At 57.1% G+C, this 15155-nt stretch carries 15 protein-coding genes and 1 other RNA gene; 5 read left to right on the forward strand and 11 right to left on the reverse strand.

The window, feature by feature from the left end:
- Window positions 1–7: 7 nt before the first annotated feature.
- Genes ubiH through D7S44_RS10260 form a run of 3 tightly spaced genes read right to left on the reverse strand, consistent with a single transcriptional unit; the run spans window position 8 to window position 3134 of the window.
- Window positions 8–1186: a 2-octaprenyl-6-methoxyphenyl hydroxylase gene (ubiH, locus tag D7S44_RS10250; protein ID WP_120454521.1), complete on the reverse strand. Its 1179-nt coding sequence runs from the start codon at window positions 1184–1186 to the stop codon at window positions 8–10.
- Window positions 1183–2505: a Xaa-Pro aminopeptidase gene (gene pepP, locus D7S44_RS10255; protein ID WP_120454522.1), complete on the reverse strand. Its 1323-nt coding sequence runs from the start codon at window positions 2503–2505 to the stop codon at window positions 1183–1185. The genes ubiH and pepP overlap by 4 nt, the downstream gene beginning before the upstream one ends.
- A gap of 50 nt (window positions 2506–2555) precedes the next feature.
- On the reverse strand, window positions 2556–3134 hold the full coding sequence (locus D7S44_RS10260) for a YecA/YgfB family protein (RefSeq protein WP_120454524.1): 579 nt from the start codon (window positions 3132–3134) through the stop codon (window positions 2556–2558).
- Between the two features lie 170 nt (window positions 3135–3304).
- Here D7S44_RS10260 and zapA point away from each other — a divergent pair, with 170 nt between their 5' ends.
- From zapA to D7S44_RS10275, 3 genes are all read left to right on the forward strand, one after another.
- A complete protein-coding gene (gene zapA / locus D7S44_RS10265; protein WP_120454526.1) occupies window positions 3305–3634 on the forward strand; it encodes a cell division protein ZapA in 330 nt (109 codons plus the stop codon).
- Between the two features lie 39 nt (window positions 3635–3673).
- Window positions 3674–3857: non-coding RNA, 6S RNA (gene ssrS / locus D7S44_RS10270), on the forward strand.
- Between the two features lie 75 nt (window positions 3858–3932).
- Window positions 3933–4526 carry a 5-formyltetrahydrofolate cyclo-ligase gene (locus D7S44_RS10275; RefSeq protein WP_120454528.1) on the forward strand — a complete coding sequence of 198 codons (594 nt, stop codon included), beginning with the start codon at window positions 3933–3935 and terminating at the stop codon, window positions 4524–4526.
- A gap of 101 nt (window positions 4527–4627) precedes the next feature.
- On the opposite strand, the gene serA is transcribed toward D7S44_RS10275, so the two are convergent.
- Window positions 4628–5866 carry a phosphoglycerate dehydrogenase gene (gene serA, locus D7S44_RS10280; protein ID WP_120454530.1) on the reverse strand — a complete coding sequence of 413 codons (1239 nt, stop codon included), beginning with the start codon at window positions 5864–5866 and terminating at the stop codon, window positions 4628–4630.
- 280 nt (window positions 5867–6146) lie between these two features.
- Window positions 6147–6806, reverse strand: a complete 660-nt coding sequence (gene rpiA, locus D7S44_RS10285; RefSeq protein ID WP_120454532.1) for a ribose-5-phosphate isomerase RpiA — start codon at window positions 6804–6806, stop codon at window positions 6147–6149.
- 207 nt (window positions 6807–7013) lie between these two features.
- Here rpiA and D7S44_RS10290 point away from each other — a divergent pair, with 207 nt between their 5' ends.
- Window positions 7014–7919: a LysR family transcriptional regulator ArgP gene (locus D7S44_RS10290; protein WP_033752211.1), complete on the forward strand. Its 906-nt coding sequence runs from the start codon at window positions 7014–7016 to the stop codon at window positions 7917–7919.
- 40 nt (window positions 7920–7959) lie between these two features.
- On the opposite strand, the gene D7S44_RS10295 is transcribed toward D7S44_RS10290, so the two are convergent.
- The 6 genes from D7S44_RS10295 to epd all read right to left on the reverse strand — a co-directional run bounded on the left by D7S44_RS10295 (window position 7960) and on the right by epd (window position 14068).
- A complete protein-coding gene (locus D7S44_RS10295) occupies window positions 7960–8697 on the reverse strand; it encodes an oxidative stress defense protein (RefSeq protein ID WP_120454534.1) in 738 nt (245 codons plus the stop codon).
- 142 nt (window positions 8698–8839) lie between these two features.
- Window positions 8840–9463, reverse strand: coding sequence for an arginine exporter ArgO (gene argO / locus D7S44_RS10300; protein WP_120454536.1), 624 nt, complete (start codon window positions 9461–9463; stop codon window positions 8840–8842).
- A 126-nt stretch (window positions 9464–9589) separates the two neighbouring features.
- A complete protein-coding gene (mscS, locus tag D7S44_RS10305; protein ID WP_120454538.1) occupies window positions 9590–10462 on the reverse strand; it encodes a small-conductance mechanosensitive channel MscS in 873 nt (290 codons plus the stop codon).
- A gap of 187 nt (window positions 10463–10649) precedes the next feature.
- Complete coding sequence (gene fbaA / locus D7S44_RS10310; protein WP_120454540.1) at window positions 10650–11729, reverse strand: class II fructose-bisphosphate aldolase; 1080 nt, start codon at window positions 11727–11729, stop codon at window positions 10650–10652.
- A 104-nt stretch (window positions 11730–11833) separates the two neighbouring features.
- The gene (pgk, locus tag D7S44_RS10315) at window positions 11834–12997 is read right to left on the reverse strand and encodes a phosphoglycerate kinase (protein ID WP_120454542.1); all 1164 of its coding nucleotides are present in this window, start codon (window positions 12995–12997) and stop codon (window positions 11834–11836) included.
- 51 nt (window positions 12998–13048) lie between these two features.
- The gene (gene epd, locus D7S44_RS10320) at window positions 13049–14068 is read right to left on the reverse strand and encodes an erythrose-4-phosphate dehydrogenase (RefSeq protein ID WP_120454544.1); all 1020 of its coding nucleotides are present in this window, start codon (window positions 14066–14068) and stop codon (window positions 13049–13051) included.
- Window positions 14069–14406: 338 nt separating this feature from the next.
- Here epd and D7S44_RS10325 point away from each other — a divergent pair, with 338 nt between their 5' ends.
- On the forward strand, window positions 14407–15126 hold the full coding sequence (locus D7S44_RS10325; RefSeq protein WP_120454546.1) for a bactofilin family protein: 720 nt from the start codon (window positions 14407–14409) through the stop codon (window positions 15124–15126).
- Window positions 15127–15155: the final 29 nt, after the last annotated feature.

Genomic DNA, 15155 nt, shown 5'->3' on the forward strand with positions numbered 1-15155 from the left:
CCCTTAGTTAACGCTTAACCCAGCCAAGCGTGCGCTCAGCCAGTTGATTACGCAGCCACGGCAGATGATCCATCGCCATCAGCCCCAGATTTCGTCCCGCCACCAGCGGCGCATAGCGATTGGCGAACAGCCGCACCAGCCCGTCGGTGATGCCGATAGTCGCGTCGCGATCGGGCTGGCGACGCTGTTGATAGCGTTGCAGAACGTCATAGCTGCCCACATCCTGCTGCTGACGATGCGCGGCCGCCAGCGTTTCCGCCAGCGACATAACGTCGCGCAGCCCGAGGTTGAAACCCTGCCCGGCGATGGGATGCAGCGTCTGCGCCGCATTGCCAACCAGCGCCAGCCGATGTGAAACCTGCTGCCCGGCGCTCTGCAGCGCCAGCGGATAGCTTTCGCGCTGGCCGGTATGGGTAAAACACCCCAGCCGCCAGCCGAATGCGCGCTGCAGCTGCGCCAGAAATTCGCTGTCGCTCCAGCTCTCTACTTTCTCGCGCGCCGACAGCGGATGGCACCACACCAGCGACAGACGATTGTCCGACATCGGCAGCAGCGCCAGCGGACCGTGTTCGGTAAAGCGCTCAAAGGCGCGTCCCTGATGCGGCAGCTGAGTAGAGACGTTGGCGATAACCGCCAGCTGGTGATAATCCTCGCGCTGCCACTGGATGCCGAACGATGCGGCCAGCGGCGAGCGAGAGCCGTCTGCGGCCACCAGCAGCGCGCCGTCGAGCCGCTCCCCGCTCTCCAGCGTCACCTGTACGTTATCCTGCTGACGCTGAGCGCTGCTGACGCGCGCCGGGCAGTGCAGAGTAACGCCTGGCGCGCTTTTCAGACGGTCAAACAGCCTCTGGCCGACTTCAAAAAGTTCGACCACATACCCGAGCGCGGGGATCTGATACGCCTCGGCGTCCAGCGTGACAAAACCGGCATGCCCGCGATCGGAGACGTGAATATCTGTGATGGCGGTGGCGTGCTTCTCGATGCTGCGCCAGAGATCGATATCCACCAGCTGCTGACGCGTACCGGCTGCCAGCGCAATAGCGCGGCTGTCATACCCCGGATGCGAGCGGCTGTCGGGCGCGCTGTTCTCAATCAGCGTGACCGGCAGTTGCCCCTGGGTCAGATGGGAAATAGCCAGCGCAAGCGTCGCGCCGGTCATGCCGCCTCCGGCGATAATAACCGTCATGCCTGGCGCGCCGCTGCCATCAGCGCCTCAATCGCATCCGCGTCTTTTACCACGCTGTCGGTGAGATTCTCGTTGCCCGTTTCGGTGATCAGAATGTCATCTTCGATACGAACGCCGATGCCGCGATACTCTGCAGGCACGTCGGCATCCGGCGCGATATAGAGCCCTGGCTCAACGGTCAGCACCATGCCCGGCTCCAGCATGCGGTCGCGCGACGGGGTGCCGTAATGACCAACGTCATGCACGTCCAGGCCCAGCCAGTGGCTCAGCCCGTGCATAAAGAACTGGCGGTGCGCCTCTTCAGCGATCAGCGTCTCCACGTCGCCCTGCAGAATGCCCAGCTCCACCAGCCCGCTGACCATAATGCGCACCACCTCTTCGTTGACCTCGCGGATGCTGACGCCGGGACGGAAGAGCGCCAGCGCTTTGTAAAGCGACGCGAGCACGATGTCATAAATGGCGCGCTGCGGCGCGGAGAAGGTGCCGTTCACCGGGAAGGTGCGGGTAATATCGCCGGCGTAGCCGTGGAATTCACATCCTGCATCAATCAGCACCAGGTCGCCGTCGCGCAGCTCGCTCTCATTTTCGGTGTAGTGCAGAATGCAGCCGTTTTCGCCCGATCCGACAATGGTGTTATAAGCGGGAAAACGTGCGCCGTGACGGTTAAAGACGTAATGAATTTCGCCTTCAAGCTGATATTCAAACTGGCCGGGACGACAGGCTTCCATTGCGCGGATGTGCGCCAGCGCGCTGATTTTTCCGGCGCGGCGCAGAAGGTCGATCTCCTCCGGCCCTTTAAACAGGCGCATTTCATGCACCCAGGGACGCCAGTCGGTCAGCGTCGCCGGAGCGCTGAAGTTCTGTCGGAAGCCGCGGCGCAGCTTCTCCAGCGCGGCGAACACCAGCGTATCCGCCTCAGCGTACTCGCCCTGCGCGTGATAAACCACATCCAGCCCGTTCAGCAGCAGATGCAGCTGCTGGCCGATATCATCCCAGGGCAGCGCGCGATCGACGCCTAATTTTTCCGGCGCGGCATCCTGCCCCAGCCGACGCCCAAACCAGATTTCCGCCGTGAGATCCCGCACGCGGTTAAACAGCACGCTGTGGTTGTGGGTCGCATCGCTTTTTATCAGCACCAGCAGCGCCTGCGGCTCGTTAAAGCCGGTGAAATACCAGAAGTCGCTGTTCTGTCGGAACGGATATTCGCTGTCGTTGCTGCGGGTCACTTCCGGCGCGGCAAATATCAAGGCGGCGCTGCCCGGCGCCATTTTCGCCAGTAGCGCCTGTCGACGCTGCTGAAAAGTATCCAGAGAAATCATCTTTGCACTCCCTGTAGAAACGGGCGCGTTCGCGCCCTGTGATATCTGGCTTAGTGTAGCGTCGGTTTTTTCACTTCGGGGGCGGTAGGTTGCGGACGATTGAAGGTGTCATGGCACAGCAGCGCTGCCACGCGCACATATTCAATCACCTCTTCCAGCGACTGCTCCAGCTCATCCTGGTCTTCATCTTCTTCGTAGCCAAGCTGGGCGATGGTACGCAGATCGTCAATCGCTTCGCCGGTTTCGCCGGTGACCTTATCCAGCTTCGGCTGCGTAACGCCCAGCCCGAGCAGGAAATGATTAACCCAGCCCGCCAGCGCATCGGCGCGATCGAAGACAGTGATATCTTCGTCGTCCGGCAGCATCAGCTGAAACAGGAAGCCTTCATCTTCCAGCGTGTTGGCGGTGCTGTCATGCAGCGCCTGAAGAGGCAAAGCCAGCCCCTGCGAAAACGCCATACCTTCATTGGTAAGGTCGTGGACGAGCGTCCTCCAGCTGTTATCCTGATTGCCACCGCACAGAATGCCGCTGAGCAGGCCATGCATTTCCGCTGGCGTCATCCCCACGCCTTGTTGAGAGAGCGCCGAAGCCAGCGCGTTGTAATCGGGGGTTGCGTTCTGTAAAGACATAAGGATTCATCGTCGTTGGCAGAATAAGTTCGTGTTATGCTACCACTAGCTGCCTCAAGGTTTCCAGAAAAGGGGTTGTATCTTATTTCGCGGGTCTATATAGTTGCCCGCCTCCCAAAGCATTGAGCGTCAAGGGAGATGCGGGCGAAGTAATCAGTCAGGAAGGTGGCATGTCTGCACAACCAGTAGATATACAAATTTTTGGTCGTTCATTGAGAGTGAATTGTCCGCCTGAACAGCAAGATGCGCTGAATGCGGCTGCCGAAGATCTCAATCAACGGTTGCAAGATCTAAAAGTTCGCACTAGAGTCACAAATACCGAGCAACTGGTGTTCATCGCCGCGTTAAACATCTGCCATGAACTGGCGCAAGAGAAAGTGAAAACGCGCGATTATGCTGCTAATATGGAACAACGTATCCGTATCCTGCAGCAGACGATTGAACAGGCTCTTGTTGAGCAGGGTCGTATCACCGACCGCCAGGGTGCGAAGTTCGAATAATACTTTATGGTTGCTGTGTTACAGTAACGGTGAAGTCCATTTTCTCTGAGATGTTTGCAAGCGGGCCAGTCCCCTGAGCCGATATTTCATACCAACAGAGTGTGGCGCTCTGTAACCTGTGAGCATGCTCGGTTCGTCCGAGAAGCCTGATGGTTGCGACGGCACATTCACCTTGAACCAAGGGTTCAAGGGTTACAGCCTGCGGCGGCATCTCGGAGATCTCCTTACGTTTTGCATCTGTTTTTCCCCGTTGTGAATGATATAGTTGCTCAGTCAGCGACTTATCAACGGGGTTTCTGTGTCTCATCCCTCTCTGCTCGATCGACACCATATCCGCCAGCATGTGCGCCATCTGCGCCGCTCCCTGACGCCTGAACAGCAGGAACAGGCAGCCGATCGTCTGGCGGAACATGCCGTTAACTTTGCCCCCCTCGCTAACGCCAGCCATATCGCGCTCTTTTTGTCGGTAGATGGCGAGCTTAATACCCGTCCGCTCATCGCTAAGCTCTGGCAGCAAAAAAAACAGGTTTACCTGCCGGTGCTGCACCCTTTCGCCTCTGGCCATCTGCTGTTCCTGCGTTACACGCCTGAAACGGTGCTGACGCCAAATAAACTGCGCATTCCCGAACCGCCGCTCGATATCCGTCAGATGATTACGCTGGATCGGCTGGATGTCATGATGGTGCCACTGGTCGCTTTTGACGACAGCGGGCAGCGTCTCGGCATGGGCGGCGGCTTTTACGATCGCACCCTGCAGAACTGGCGTCAGCATGGCTTTCTGCCGGTTGGCGTGGCGCATGACTGTCAGCAGGTAGAGCGGCTGCCAACGGAGGAGTGGGATGTCCCCTTGCCTGCGGTGCTGACGCCGTCGCGTCTGTGGCAGTGGGAATAGCAGTGGTTGTCTGACACCTTCTCAGTGACCGGCGTCGGGGTTTTACAGTGATGCGCCGTCTGGAGAAAGAAGCAGACGGCGCATTTTCTGTTGAAGCGGAATCAGTAGAGCAGACGGGCGCGAATGGTGCCCGGAATCGCCTTCATCAGCTGCAGCGCTTTGTCCGCCTGATCCTGCGGCGCATCGATATCAATCACGACATAACCCATCATCGGCGAGGTCTGCAGGAACTGCGCGGCGATATTGACGCCCTGCTCGGCAAAGATCTGGTTAATCGCCGTTAACACGCCCGGACGGTTTTCATGAATGTGCAGCAGGCGGCTGGCGCTGGCGCCATGCATCGGCAGCGACACTTCCGGGAAATTAACCGCAGAGAGCGTTGAACCGTTATCGGAATATTTGGCCAGCTTGCCCGCGACTTCGATACCGATATTCTCCTGCGCCTCCTGCGTGGAGCCGCCGATATGCGGCGTCAGGATCACGTTGTCGAACTCGCACAGCGGCGAATTGAACGGCTCGCTGTTGGTCGCAGGCTCAAGCGGGAAGACGTCGATCGCGGCGCCCGCAAGGTGTTTGCTCGACAAGGCGTCGCACAGCGCTGGAATATCAACCACGGTGCCGCGCGAAGCGTTGATCAGCAAGGCGCCCTTCTTCATCTGCGCCAGCTCCTGCGCGCCGATCATATCCTGAGTTGACGGGGTTTCTGGCACATGCAGGCTCACCACGTCGCTCATATTCAGCAGGTCGGCAAGGTGACGCACCTGGGTAGCGTTGCCCAGCGGCAGTTTGTTTTCAATGTCGTAAAAGAAGACGTGCATCCCCAGGCTTTCAGCCAGCACGCCAAGCTGCATACCGATATGGCCATAGCCGATGATGCCGAGCTTTTTGCCGCGCGCTTCGAAAGAGCCAACAGCGTTTTTATTCCAGATGCCGCGGTGCGCTTTGGCGTTCGCCTCAGGAATACCGCGCAGCATCAGCAACATTTCGCCGATGACCAGCTCAGCGACCGAGCGGGTATTGGAGAACGGGGCGTTAAAGACCGGAATGCCGCGCGTCGCCGCCGCGTTGAGATCGACCTGATTGGTGCCGATACAGAAGCAGCCTACGGCGACCAGTTTTTCCGCCGCGGCGAAGATCTCTTCCGTCAGTTGGGTACGGGAGCGGATGCCGATGAAGTGCGCATCCCGAATGGAGGATTTCAGCGCTTCGTCATCCAGCGCGCCTTTATGGAATTCGATATTGGTGTAACCCGCCGCGCGCAGATTCTCCAGCGCGCTCTGGTGGACGCCTTCCACCAGCAGGAACTTAATCTTGTCTTTTTCCAGTGATACCTTTGCCATTTCCCCGACCCTATTGTGATTTCAACAATGGCCGCCATAAGCGCGCCTTCTGTCAAAATATCAAAATTTACGCCTGCGGCAATACAACCGATTGCCATGCCGCCAGCACGGGGAAGCCTGAGCTCAGCACATTGCCACAGAAAATCGGGAGCTGAACCAGGAACAAAGAACGAACCTGCTGTCGATGACGGTTATGTGACATAAGTCACCGAATTTAAGCGATGAAAGAAAAGATGTTTTGCGCAAGGAAATAACCGGCGCGTTCTCCGCGCCGGACAGATCATTTTTCGATGGTTTTGACGCCGTCTGGCGTGCCGATCAGCGCGATATCGGCACCGCGCGTGGCGAAGAGCCCCACCGTAACCACGCCAGGCAGCGCGTTAATGGTTCTTTCCAGCGCAATCGGATCGAGGATACGCAGGTTATGCACATCGAGGATGATGTTGCCGTTGTCGGTAACCACATGCTGGCGATATTCAGGCAGGCCGCCGAGCTTAACCAGTTCACGGCCAACATAGGCGCGCGCCATCGGGATCACCTCTACCGGCAGCGGAAACCGTCCCAGCACGTCCACCTCTTTCGAGGCGTCGGCGATGCAGATGAACTTGTGCGCGACGGCCGCCACGATCTTCTCGCGCGTCAGGGCTGCGCCGCCGCCTTTGATCATCTGCATCTGCGGATTGATCTCATCCGCGCCGTCAACGTAGATCGACAGATCGTCGATCTCATTGAGATCGAAAACCGGAATACCGAGTGCTTTCAGCTTCAGGGTTGATGCTTCGGAGCTGGAGACCGCGCCTTCAATCTGATGTTTCATCGTGGCCAGCGCGTCAATAAAGTGCGCCGCGGTGGAGCCGGTGCCGACGCCGACGACGGTGCCCGGCTGCACATATTTCAGTGCGGCCCAGCCTACGGCTTTTTTCAGTTCATCCTGGGTCATGGTATGTTTAAAACCTGTGCGACAACGAAGTGCGCGTAGTATAAATCAACGCCCGCCGAATGTGCGCGGCTGTTTAGGCTGGAATATTCGCTTTGGAAGCCAGCCCGCAAAAAAGGCGGTGCGCGGCGTGCAGAAAGATCCTTTCAGACGCGTCAGATGAATTTTTTGTGGCATAGTATCGTCCACCCTGAAGGAGAGAGAACAACAATGAAACGCCCCGATTATCGAACGCTTCAGGCGCTGGACGCAGTGATACGCGAACGCGGCTTTGAACGCGCCGCACAAAAATTATGCATTACGCAGTCGGCCGTATCGCAGCGTATTAAACAGCTGGAAAACCTGTTCGGCCAGCCGCTGCTGGTGCGCACCGTGCCGCCGCGCCCCACCGAGCAAGGCCAGAAACTGCTGGCGCTGCTGCATCAGGTTGAGCTACTGGAAGAGGAGTGGCTGAGCGATGAGAATGGCGGCACCACGCCGCTGCTGCTGTCGCTGGCGGTTAACGCCGACAGCCTGGCGACCTGGCTGCTGCCTGCGCTAAAAGATGTGCTGGCGGACTCGCCGGTACGCCTCAATTTACAGGTCGAAGATGAGACCCGCACGCAGGAGCGTCTGCGCCGTGGCGAAGTGGTAGGTGCGGTGAGTATTCAGCCGCAGCCGCTGCCGAGCTGCCTGGTGGATCAGCTTGGCGCGCTCGACTATCTCTTTGTCGCCTCGCCGGAGTTTGCTGCCCGTTATTTTCCTAACGGCGTCACGCGCTCGGCGCTGCTTAAGGCGCCTGCGGTCGCTTTCGACCATCTCGACGATATGCATCAGGCCTTTTTACAGCAGAACTTCGATCTGTCGCCCGGCAGCGTGCCCTGCCATATCGTTAACTCGTCAGAAGCCTTCGTGCAGCTGGCGCGGCAGGGTTCGACCTGCTGTATGATCCCGCATCTGCAGATTGAGCGCGAGCTGGCGGGCGGCGAACTGCTGGACCTGACGCCGGGCCTCTGCCAGCGCCGCATGCTCTACTGGCACCGCTTTGCGCCGGAGAGCCGGCTGATGCGCCGCGTCACCGACGCGCTGATTTCACATGGCCATCGCGTGCTGCGTCAGGACGATCTGGCGGCCTGAAAAACCCGTAAAAAAGGGGCGCCAGGCGCCCCCTTTTTCTTTACTGAGAACCGGCTGTATTCGGCTTGATGTCGAATACCACATCCACCTGATCGTCAAAGTGAATGCTCTGCTGCTCGTAGGTCTGCTGCGCAGAGGTATCCGCAGAAGGCGCAGCGGCCTTATACATGCGCGCCATCGGCATCGGCTGGTAGTTAGCAACATGGTAGCGAATGCTGTAAACCGAGCCGAGCTTCGCGTTAAAGCCCTCCGCCAGCGCTGCAGCCTGCTGCGTAGCGTTATCAATCGCCGCCTTGCGCGCCTGAGCTTTATAGCTGTCGGGGTTGGTGACGCCCAGCTCCACTGAGCGGATCTCGTTCAGGCCGCTTTTCAGCGCGCCGTCCAGCAGCTCATTCAGCTTATCGAGCTGACGCAGCGTAACCTGCACCTGACGCACCGCACGGTAGCCTTTCAGCACCGACTTGCCCTCTTTGGTATAGTCATATTCCGGCTGAGTGCTGAGGTTAGCGGCATCGATATCTTTCTTCTCAATGCCGTTTTTTTGCAGAAAATCAAAATATTGCGCAACGCGATCGTCGGCCTGCTTTTTCGCGTCCGCCGCATCTTTAGAGGAGACGTTAACCACGATAGAGAGCGTAGCGATATCCGGGCGCGCATCGACGGTCGCCTGGCCGGAGGTCACCACATGCGGGCCATTCGGCAGTTCGTCAGCTAATGCGCTTAACGGCAGCGCTAAAGCGCCTGTCATGGCGACCAGCGCCAGTGCTTTCAGTTTCACGAAAGTCCTCCTTGAAATCTCTGTTTTGCTGCGGCATCAAAGGCCAGAGCATGAGCGGAATAGTATGCACAGCTAAGAGCGTGTTATACCGCAAAAGTTCGCGTTTTGCTTATCATGTTCTGTCGCTTTCGGACTATTCAAATCAGAAATTCGCTATTCCCTGTAGCGCCAGCTGGCTGGCGATAATCCACATCACGGCGCCGACCAGCAGGTTGATCGCGCGCTGCGCGCTGGCGGTGCGCAAGCGAGGCGAAAGCCAGGCCGCCATCAACGCCAGTCCGAAGAACCAGATCACCGACGCGCTGATCGTGCCCAGCGCGAACCAGTGGCGCGCTTCCTGCGTCGGCAGCTGACCGCCGAGGCTGCCCAGCACCACAAAGGTATCGATATAGACGTGGGGATTAAGCCAGGTGACCGCCAGCATGGTGGCGATGATGCGCCAGCGACTCTGCTTAAGCTCGGCGTTGCTGGCCAGATCGACATTGCCGCTAAAGGCGGCCCGCAGCGCATTCCAGCCGTACCACAGCAGAAAGGCGACGCCAGCCCAGGTAATCAGCATCAGCAGCAGCGGAGACTGATGCAGCAAGGCGCTGCCGCCGAAGATCCCCCCGCATATCAGCGCGATATCGCTGAGCGTGCAGAGCGTCGCCGTCATTAAATGATACTGGCGCTTGACGCCCTGATTCATCACGAATGCGTTCTGCGGCCCCAGCGGCAATATCAGCGAAGCGCCAAGAGCAAGTCCTTGTAAATATATTGATAACACGGGATTTTCCTTACATCGACGAGATGCAGAGGAGTATAAAGAAGCGGGATTATTAGCGGAAATTGAAAGATTTAATCTGGCATTAGGCAGGTTAATAAAGGCGGCCTGAGCGCCGCCCTGAGAGATTTATTCTGCTTTCGCTTCTGCTTCCGGCTGGCTGACGCGATGCAGATGCACGTCCATTTGCGGATAAGGAATGCCGATGCCCTTCGCATCCAGCGCGCGCTTGAAATTCTTCAGCAGATCCCAGTAGACGTTCTGCAGATCGCCGCTGTTACTCCAGCAGCGCACCACAAAGTTCATGGAGGACGCAGCCAGCTCGTTAAGGCCAATCTGTACGCCCATATCCTGCAGCACGCGTGAATCGGCATCAACCACCTCACGCAGCAGCGTCAGCACCTGATCGACATCCGCATCGTAAGAGACGCCGATAATAAACTCGTTGCGGCGCACCGGCTCGCGTGAAAAGTTCACGATATTGCCGGTGATGATTTTACCGTTCGGCACCACCACCATCTTACCGTCAGCGCTTTTCAGCGTGGTGGAGAAAATCTGCACGTTCATAACCGTGCCCATAATGCCGCCGAGGTCGACGAACTCGCCTGAACGGAAGTGGCGGAAAATCACCAGCAGCACGCCTGCGGCAAGGTTAGACAAGGAGTCTTTCAACGCCAGGCCCACGGCCAGACCGGCGGCGCCAAGAATAGCGATGACCGACGTGGTCTGCACCCCGATGCGGCCCAGCGCAGCGATAAGGGTAAAGGCGATAATCCCGTAGCGAACCAGCGCCGACAGGAAATCAGCGACGGTGGGATCAATATGGCGAGCCTGCAACAGGCGGTTGGCGGTATTGGCGATGATACGCGCGATTGTCATACCAATGACAAGGATCACTACTGCCGCCACGATATTCACCGCGTAGCTAATCAGCAGCTCCTGATTGCGGACAATCCAGCTGCCCGCATTGTTGAGGTCATCGACCACATTCAAATGTTCCATTTATGCACCCTGTTGAATATTCCCCGGGGGAAATGACAAAACATTGTCAGAGGCGTTCCGACAATTTCTTACTGAAGGGTAAACAAAAAAGGCACAACTGCCAAATCAGCCTTGAATTTCCTTACATTTTGTCGGCAAAGCGCATAAAAAAAGGCCCTTACGGGCCTTTTTTGTACTCTGTAGCAAATTACAGACGATCGATGGCGTTCAGCTCTTTAAAAGCCTGCTCCAGGCGCACAACCATTGAGGATTGCGCTGCGCGCAGCCAGACACGCGGATCGTAGTATTTTTTGTTCGGGCTGTCCGGACCCTGCGGGTTGCCGAGCTGGCCTTGCAGATACTCTTCGTTCTTTTTGTAGTACTGCAGAATACCGTCCCATGTTGCCCACTGGGTGTCGGTATCGATGTTCATTTTGATCACGCCGTAGCTGATTGACTCTTCGATCTCCGCTGCGGAAGAACCGGAGCCGCCGTGGAAAACGAAGTCCAGCGCGTTGTGCGGCAGGCCATGTTTTTCACAAACGTATTTCTGCGAGTCGCGCAGAATGGTCGGGGTCAGCTTCACGTTACCCGGTTTGTAAACACCGTGTACGTTGCCGAAAGAGGCAGCGATAGTGAAGCGCTTGCTGATTTTGCTCAGCTCGGTATAAGCGTAATCAACGTCTTCCGGCTGGCTGTAAAGCGCAGAAGCGTCAACGTGGCTGTTGTCCACGCCATCTTCTTCACCACCGGTCACGCCCAGCTCGATCTCCAGCGTCATGCCCATTTTGTCCATGCGCGCCAGGTATTTGCTGCAAATCTCGATGTTCTCTTCCAGGGACTCTTCAGAGAGGTCGATCATGTGAGAAGAGAACAGCGGTTTGCCGGTTTTCTTGAAGTGCTCTTCGCCTGCGTCCAGCAGACCGTCGATCCACGGCAGCAGTTTTTTCGCGCAGTGGTCAGTGTGCAGGATAACCGGCACGCCATACTGTTCAGCCATCAGGTGAACGTGATGCGCGCCTGCGATAGCGCCGAAAATCGCCGCGCCCTGCGGCTTGTCGGTTTTGAAACCTTTACCGGCGATAAACGCGGCGCCGCCGTTAGAGAACTGGACGATAACCGGCGCTTTCACTTTCGCAGCGGCTTCCAGTACGGCGTTGATAGAGTCAGTGCCGACGCAGTTTACCGCTGGCAGCGCGAATTTGTTCTCTTTCGCTACCTGGAAGATCTTCTGAACGTCGTCGCCAGTGACAACGCCGGGTTTAACGAAATCAAAAATTTTAGACATGATTGTGTCCTGTTTCGTGACCGATTATCCCATAAGGGACAGCGATTTAAACGCCCAACGGGGCAAGTCTTCAGGCGACGCGCCAGCGCGTCGCCCCCAAAGGATTACTGCTTAGCACGCTCTTCCAGCATTGCGACCGCAGGCAGTTTTTTGCCTTCGACGAACTCCAGGAACGCGCCGCCGCCGGTAGAGATGTACGAGATTTTGTTTTCGATGCCGAACAGGTCGATAGCCGCCAGGGTATCGCCGCCGCCCGCCACAGAGAAAGCGTCGCTGTCAGCGATGGCATTCGCAACGATTTCGGTGCCCTTACGGAAGTTCGGGAACTCGAATACGCCGACCGGGCCGTTCCACAGTATGGTTTTCGCCTCTTTCAGCAGCTTCGCCATGGCCTGTGCGGTTTCGTCGCCGAAGTCCATAATCTCTTCGTTATCCGCCACTTCGGAAACCTTTTTCACGGTTGCCGGGGCAGTTTCAGAGAATTCCGTGCCAACGCGTGAGTCGGTTGGAACCGGAATGCCGTACTGGTCGCGCAGGCCTTTCGCCGCTTCAACGAAGTCCGGCTCATAGAGTGATTTGCCGACGTTGTTGTCGATAGCGACGAAGGTGTTGGCAATGCCGCCGCCGACGATAACGGTGTCAGCGATTTTCACCAGCGACTGCAGCACGTCGAATTTAGTGGAGACTTTTGAACCGCCGACCACCGCCACCAGCGGACGCTCCGGGTTGCTCATGACTTTGCCCAGCGCTTCCAGCTCGGCTGACAGCAGCGGGCCTGCGCAGGCGATCGGCGCAAACTTGCCGACGCCGTGAGTCGAGGCCTGTGCGCGGTGCGCGGTGCCGAAGGCGTCCATGACGAAGACGTCGCACAGCGCGGCATATTTTTTAGACAGCGCTTCGTCGTCTTTCTTCTCGCCTTTGTTAAAGCGCACGTTTTCCAGCACGACCAGCTCGCCCGCGTCAACTTCAACGCCGTCGAGGTAATCTTTCGCCAGGGTGACTTTAGTGCCGTTCAGTTTTTCTTTCAGATAGTTAACAACGGGCAGGAGGGAGAATTCTTCGTTATATTCACCTTCGGTCGGGCGACCCAGGTGAGAGGTGACCATCACTTTTGCGCCCTGTTTCAACGCCGATTCGATGGTAGGCAGAGAGGCACGGATACGTGCGTCTGACGTCACTTTCCCTTCTTTTACTGGTACGTTGAGATCGGCGCGGATCAGAACGCGCTTACCAGCCAGATCCAAATCGGACATCTTAATTACAGACATGGTGAACCCTCTCGTTGATTCTCGTAAGTTTTGTCAGACGCAGACCGCGCCTTACCTGAAACCGCTTGCGGCCATCGCTAACGTCGTGTCGAGCATTCGGTTAGCAAAGCCCCATTCGTTGTCGCACCAGACCAGGGTCTTGATCAGGCGCTGACCGCTGACCCGCGTTTGCGTGCCGTCCACAATGGCACTGTGCGGATCATGGTTAAAATCTACTGAGACTAACGGTAATTCCGTATAGTCAACTATACCACGAAATGCCCCCTCTGACGCGTTTTGCAGCAGCGCGTTGACCTCGCAGGCCCTTACCGCCTCGCGTACGGAAACGCTGAGATCGATGGCCGTAACGTTGATGGTCGGCACGCGTACCGCGATCGCTTCAAAGCGGTCGCTGAATTTCGGAAAAATACGGGTGATCCCGGCGGCCAGTTTAGTATCGACCGGAATGATCGACTGGCTGGCGGCGCGCGTGCGGCGCAGATCGCTGTGATAGGCGTCAATCACCTGTTGATCGTGCATCGCCGAGTGGATAGTGGTCACCGTGCCCGACTCAATGCCGAAGGCGTCATCCAGCAGTTTAATCACCGGAATAATGCAGTTAGTCGTGCAGGAGGCGTTAGAGACGATGCGATCGGTTTGTTTAAGCGCCTGTTCGTTCACGCCGAACACGACGGTCGCGTCAAGATCGTGGCCGCCCGGATGCGAAAAGAGCACCTTCTTCGCGCCCGCCTGCAGATGCGCCTCGCCATCTGCCCGGCTGCCGTAGACGCCGGTGCAATCCAGCACCACATCGACATTAAGCTCGCGCCACGGCAGCGAAGCGATATCGGCATGATGCAGGATGCGGATCGTATCCTCGCCGACCCACAGCAGATCGCGTTCCTGGCGCACGTCAAAGGCGAAGCGGCCATGGCTGGTGTCATATTTCAGCAGATGCGCCATACCGGCCGCTTCCGCCAGTTCATTGATCGCCACAACCGTAATTTCTGCCCGGCGGCCGGTCTCATAGAGGGCGCGCAGCACATTGCGTCCGATGCGACCAAATCCATTTATGGCAATGCGAACCGTCATACCACCCCTGCAATTAAAATCAGTGTCAAATCGGAACGTTAGCCTGAGCCAGACGATCTCGTTTGTACAGGAAATTCTTGCGCTTTTGCAGCGTTATGCCGCTCGACAAAACGCCGTCACAGCGCTTACTGAAACGGTTCAGCTACAATAAAGAGAAGCAGTAATAATTGGAATGCGTCAGATCAAATCAGACTTTAAAAATCTGACGAGGATCACACTCGCCCCTGCATTATGGATATAAAACGACCGCCAGACGCGGCCTGCTTTAGTAAAATAGCCCGGCTTAGCGCCACTCAACCCAATAGCGGCAACAGGCGCGTCATTACGACAGACAACCTATGAACTACAACCTGCTTTGGTATCTCTGGTTTATCTGGTCTTGCGCTCTGGTGATCTACGTATTGAGCTGGAGCGTTACGCTGACGCTGATGCGTCAGTATCGCGGGCTGCTGCTGGCAGTAGTGGTAACGCTTATCGCCCGGGCGGCTTTCAGGAGATTAAGATTCAACAAAGGAATAATTATGTTTAAACGCAAAGAAAATAACTTCAACGCCAGCTACGCCGAAACGGTCAGCGCGGCGGCAGTGACACCGCCTGAGGATGATTTCGAAGAGAGCGTGTCTGCCGCCACTGTGGTTAAGGCTGCGCCGGCTGCACCGGTCAACACCACGACTATTCCGGAAACCTGCACGATTACGGGCGAGGTTAACGCTCAGGGAGACGTGCACATTAACGGCAATATAACCGGCAAGATTATTGCGGAAAAAACGGTTTTTGTGCAGAAAAAAGGGCGAGTCGACGGAGAGATCTATGCGCAGCGTACCGAAATCAGCGGCGAGCTAAAAGGATTGTGCCGCAGCCGTGAAATCGCCATCAATGCAGAAGGTTTTATGGATGGCACCATCGAATGCGAATCGCTGGCCGTCCATCAGGAGGGGCGTTTCTATGGCACCTCTAATCCCTGGCAGCAGGATAAAAGGGAGAGCGGCCTGAGCGAAGCATCCGTATCCTCCGCTCAGGAGTTTCAACTGCATAAGGCGACGCTGGTACAGCAGTAGTCCGGCAGGGTTCGCCAGCATAAGCAGGC

The sequence above is a fragment of the Pantoea piersonii genome (genome assembly GCF_003612015.1).
Lineage (GTDB): Bacteria > Pseudomonadota > Gammaproteobacteria > Enterobacterales > Enterobacteriaceae > Pantoea > Pantoea piersonii.

What these genes read in the sequence shown, in the direction of transcription:
- D7S44_RS10260 (WP_120454524.1), bottom strand. Translation starts at nt 3,134, where the DNA reads ATGTCTTTACAGAACGCAACCCCCGATTACAACGCGCTGGCTTCGGCG.
- pgk (WP_120454542.1), bottom strand. Translation starts at nt 12,997, where the DNA reads ATGTCTGTAATTAAGATGTCCGATTTGGATCTGGCTGGTAAGCGCGTT.
- epd (WP_120454544.1), bottom strand. Translation starts at nt 14,068, where the DNA reads ATGACGGTTCGCATTGCCATAAATGGATTTGGTCGCATCGGACGCAAT.
- rpiA (WP_120454532.1), bottom strand. Translation starts at nt 6,806, where the DNA reads ATGACCCAGGATGAACTGAAAAAAGCCGTAGGCTGGGCCGCACTGAAA.
- serA (WP_120454530.1), bottom strand. Translation starts at nt 5,866, where the DNA reads ATGGCAAAGGTATCACTGGAAAAAGACAAGATTAAGTTCCTGCTGGTG.
- D7S44_RS10325 (WP_120454546.1), top strand. Translation starts at nt 14,407, where the DNA reads ATGAACTACAACCTGCTTTGGTATCTCTGGTTTATCTGGTCTTGCGCT.
- mscS (WP_120454538.1), bottom strand. Translation starts at nt 10,462, where the DNA reads ATGGAACATTTGAATGTGGTCGATGACCTCAACAATGCGGGCAGCTGG.
- zapA (WP_120454526.1), top strand. Translation starts at nt 3,305, where the DNA reads ATGTCTGCACAACCAGTAGATATACAAATTTTTGGTCGTTCATTGAGA.
- fbaA (WP_120454540.1), bottom strand. Translation starts at nt 11,729, where the DNA reads ATGTCTAAAATTTTTGATTTCGTTAAACCCGGCGTTGTCACTGGCGAC.
- D7S44_RS10290 (WP_033752211.1), top strand. Translation starts at nt 7,014, where the DNA reads ATGAAACGCCCCGATTATCGAACGCTTCAGGCGCTGGACGCAGTGATA.
- pepP (WP_120454522.1), bottom strand. Translation starts at nt 2,505, where the DNA reads ATGATTTCTCTGGATACTTTTCAGCAGCGTCGACAGGCGCTACTGGCG.
- ubiH (WP_120454521.1), bottom strand. Translation starts at nt 1,186, where the DNA reads ATGACGGTTATTATCGCCGGAGGCGGCATGACCGGCGCGACGCTTGCG.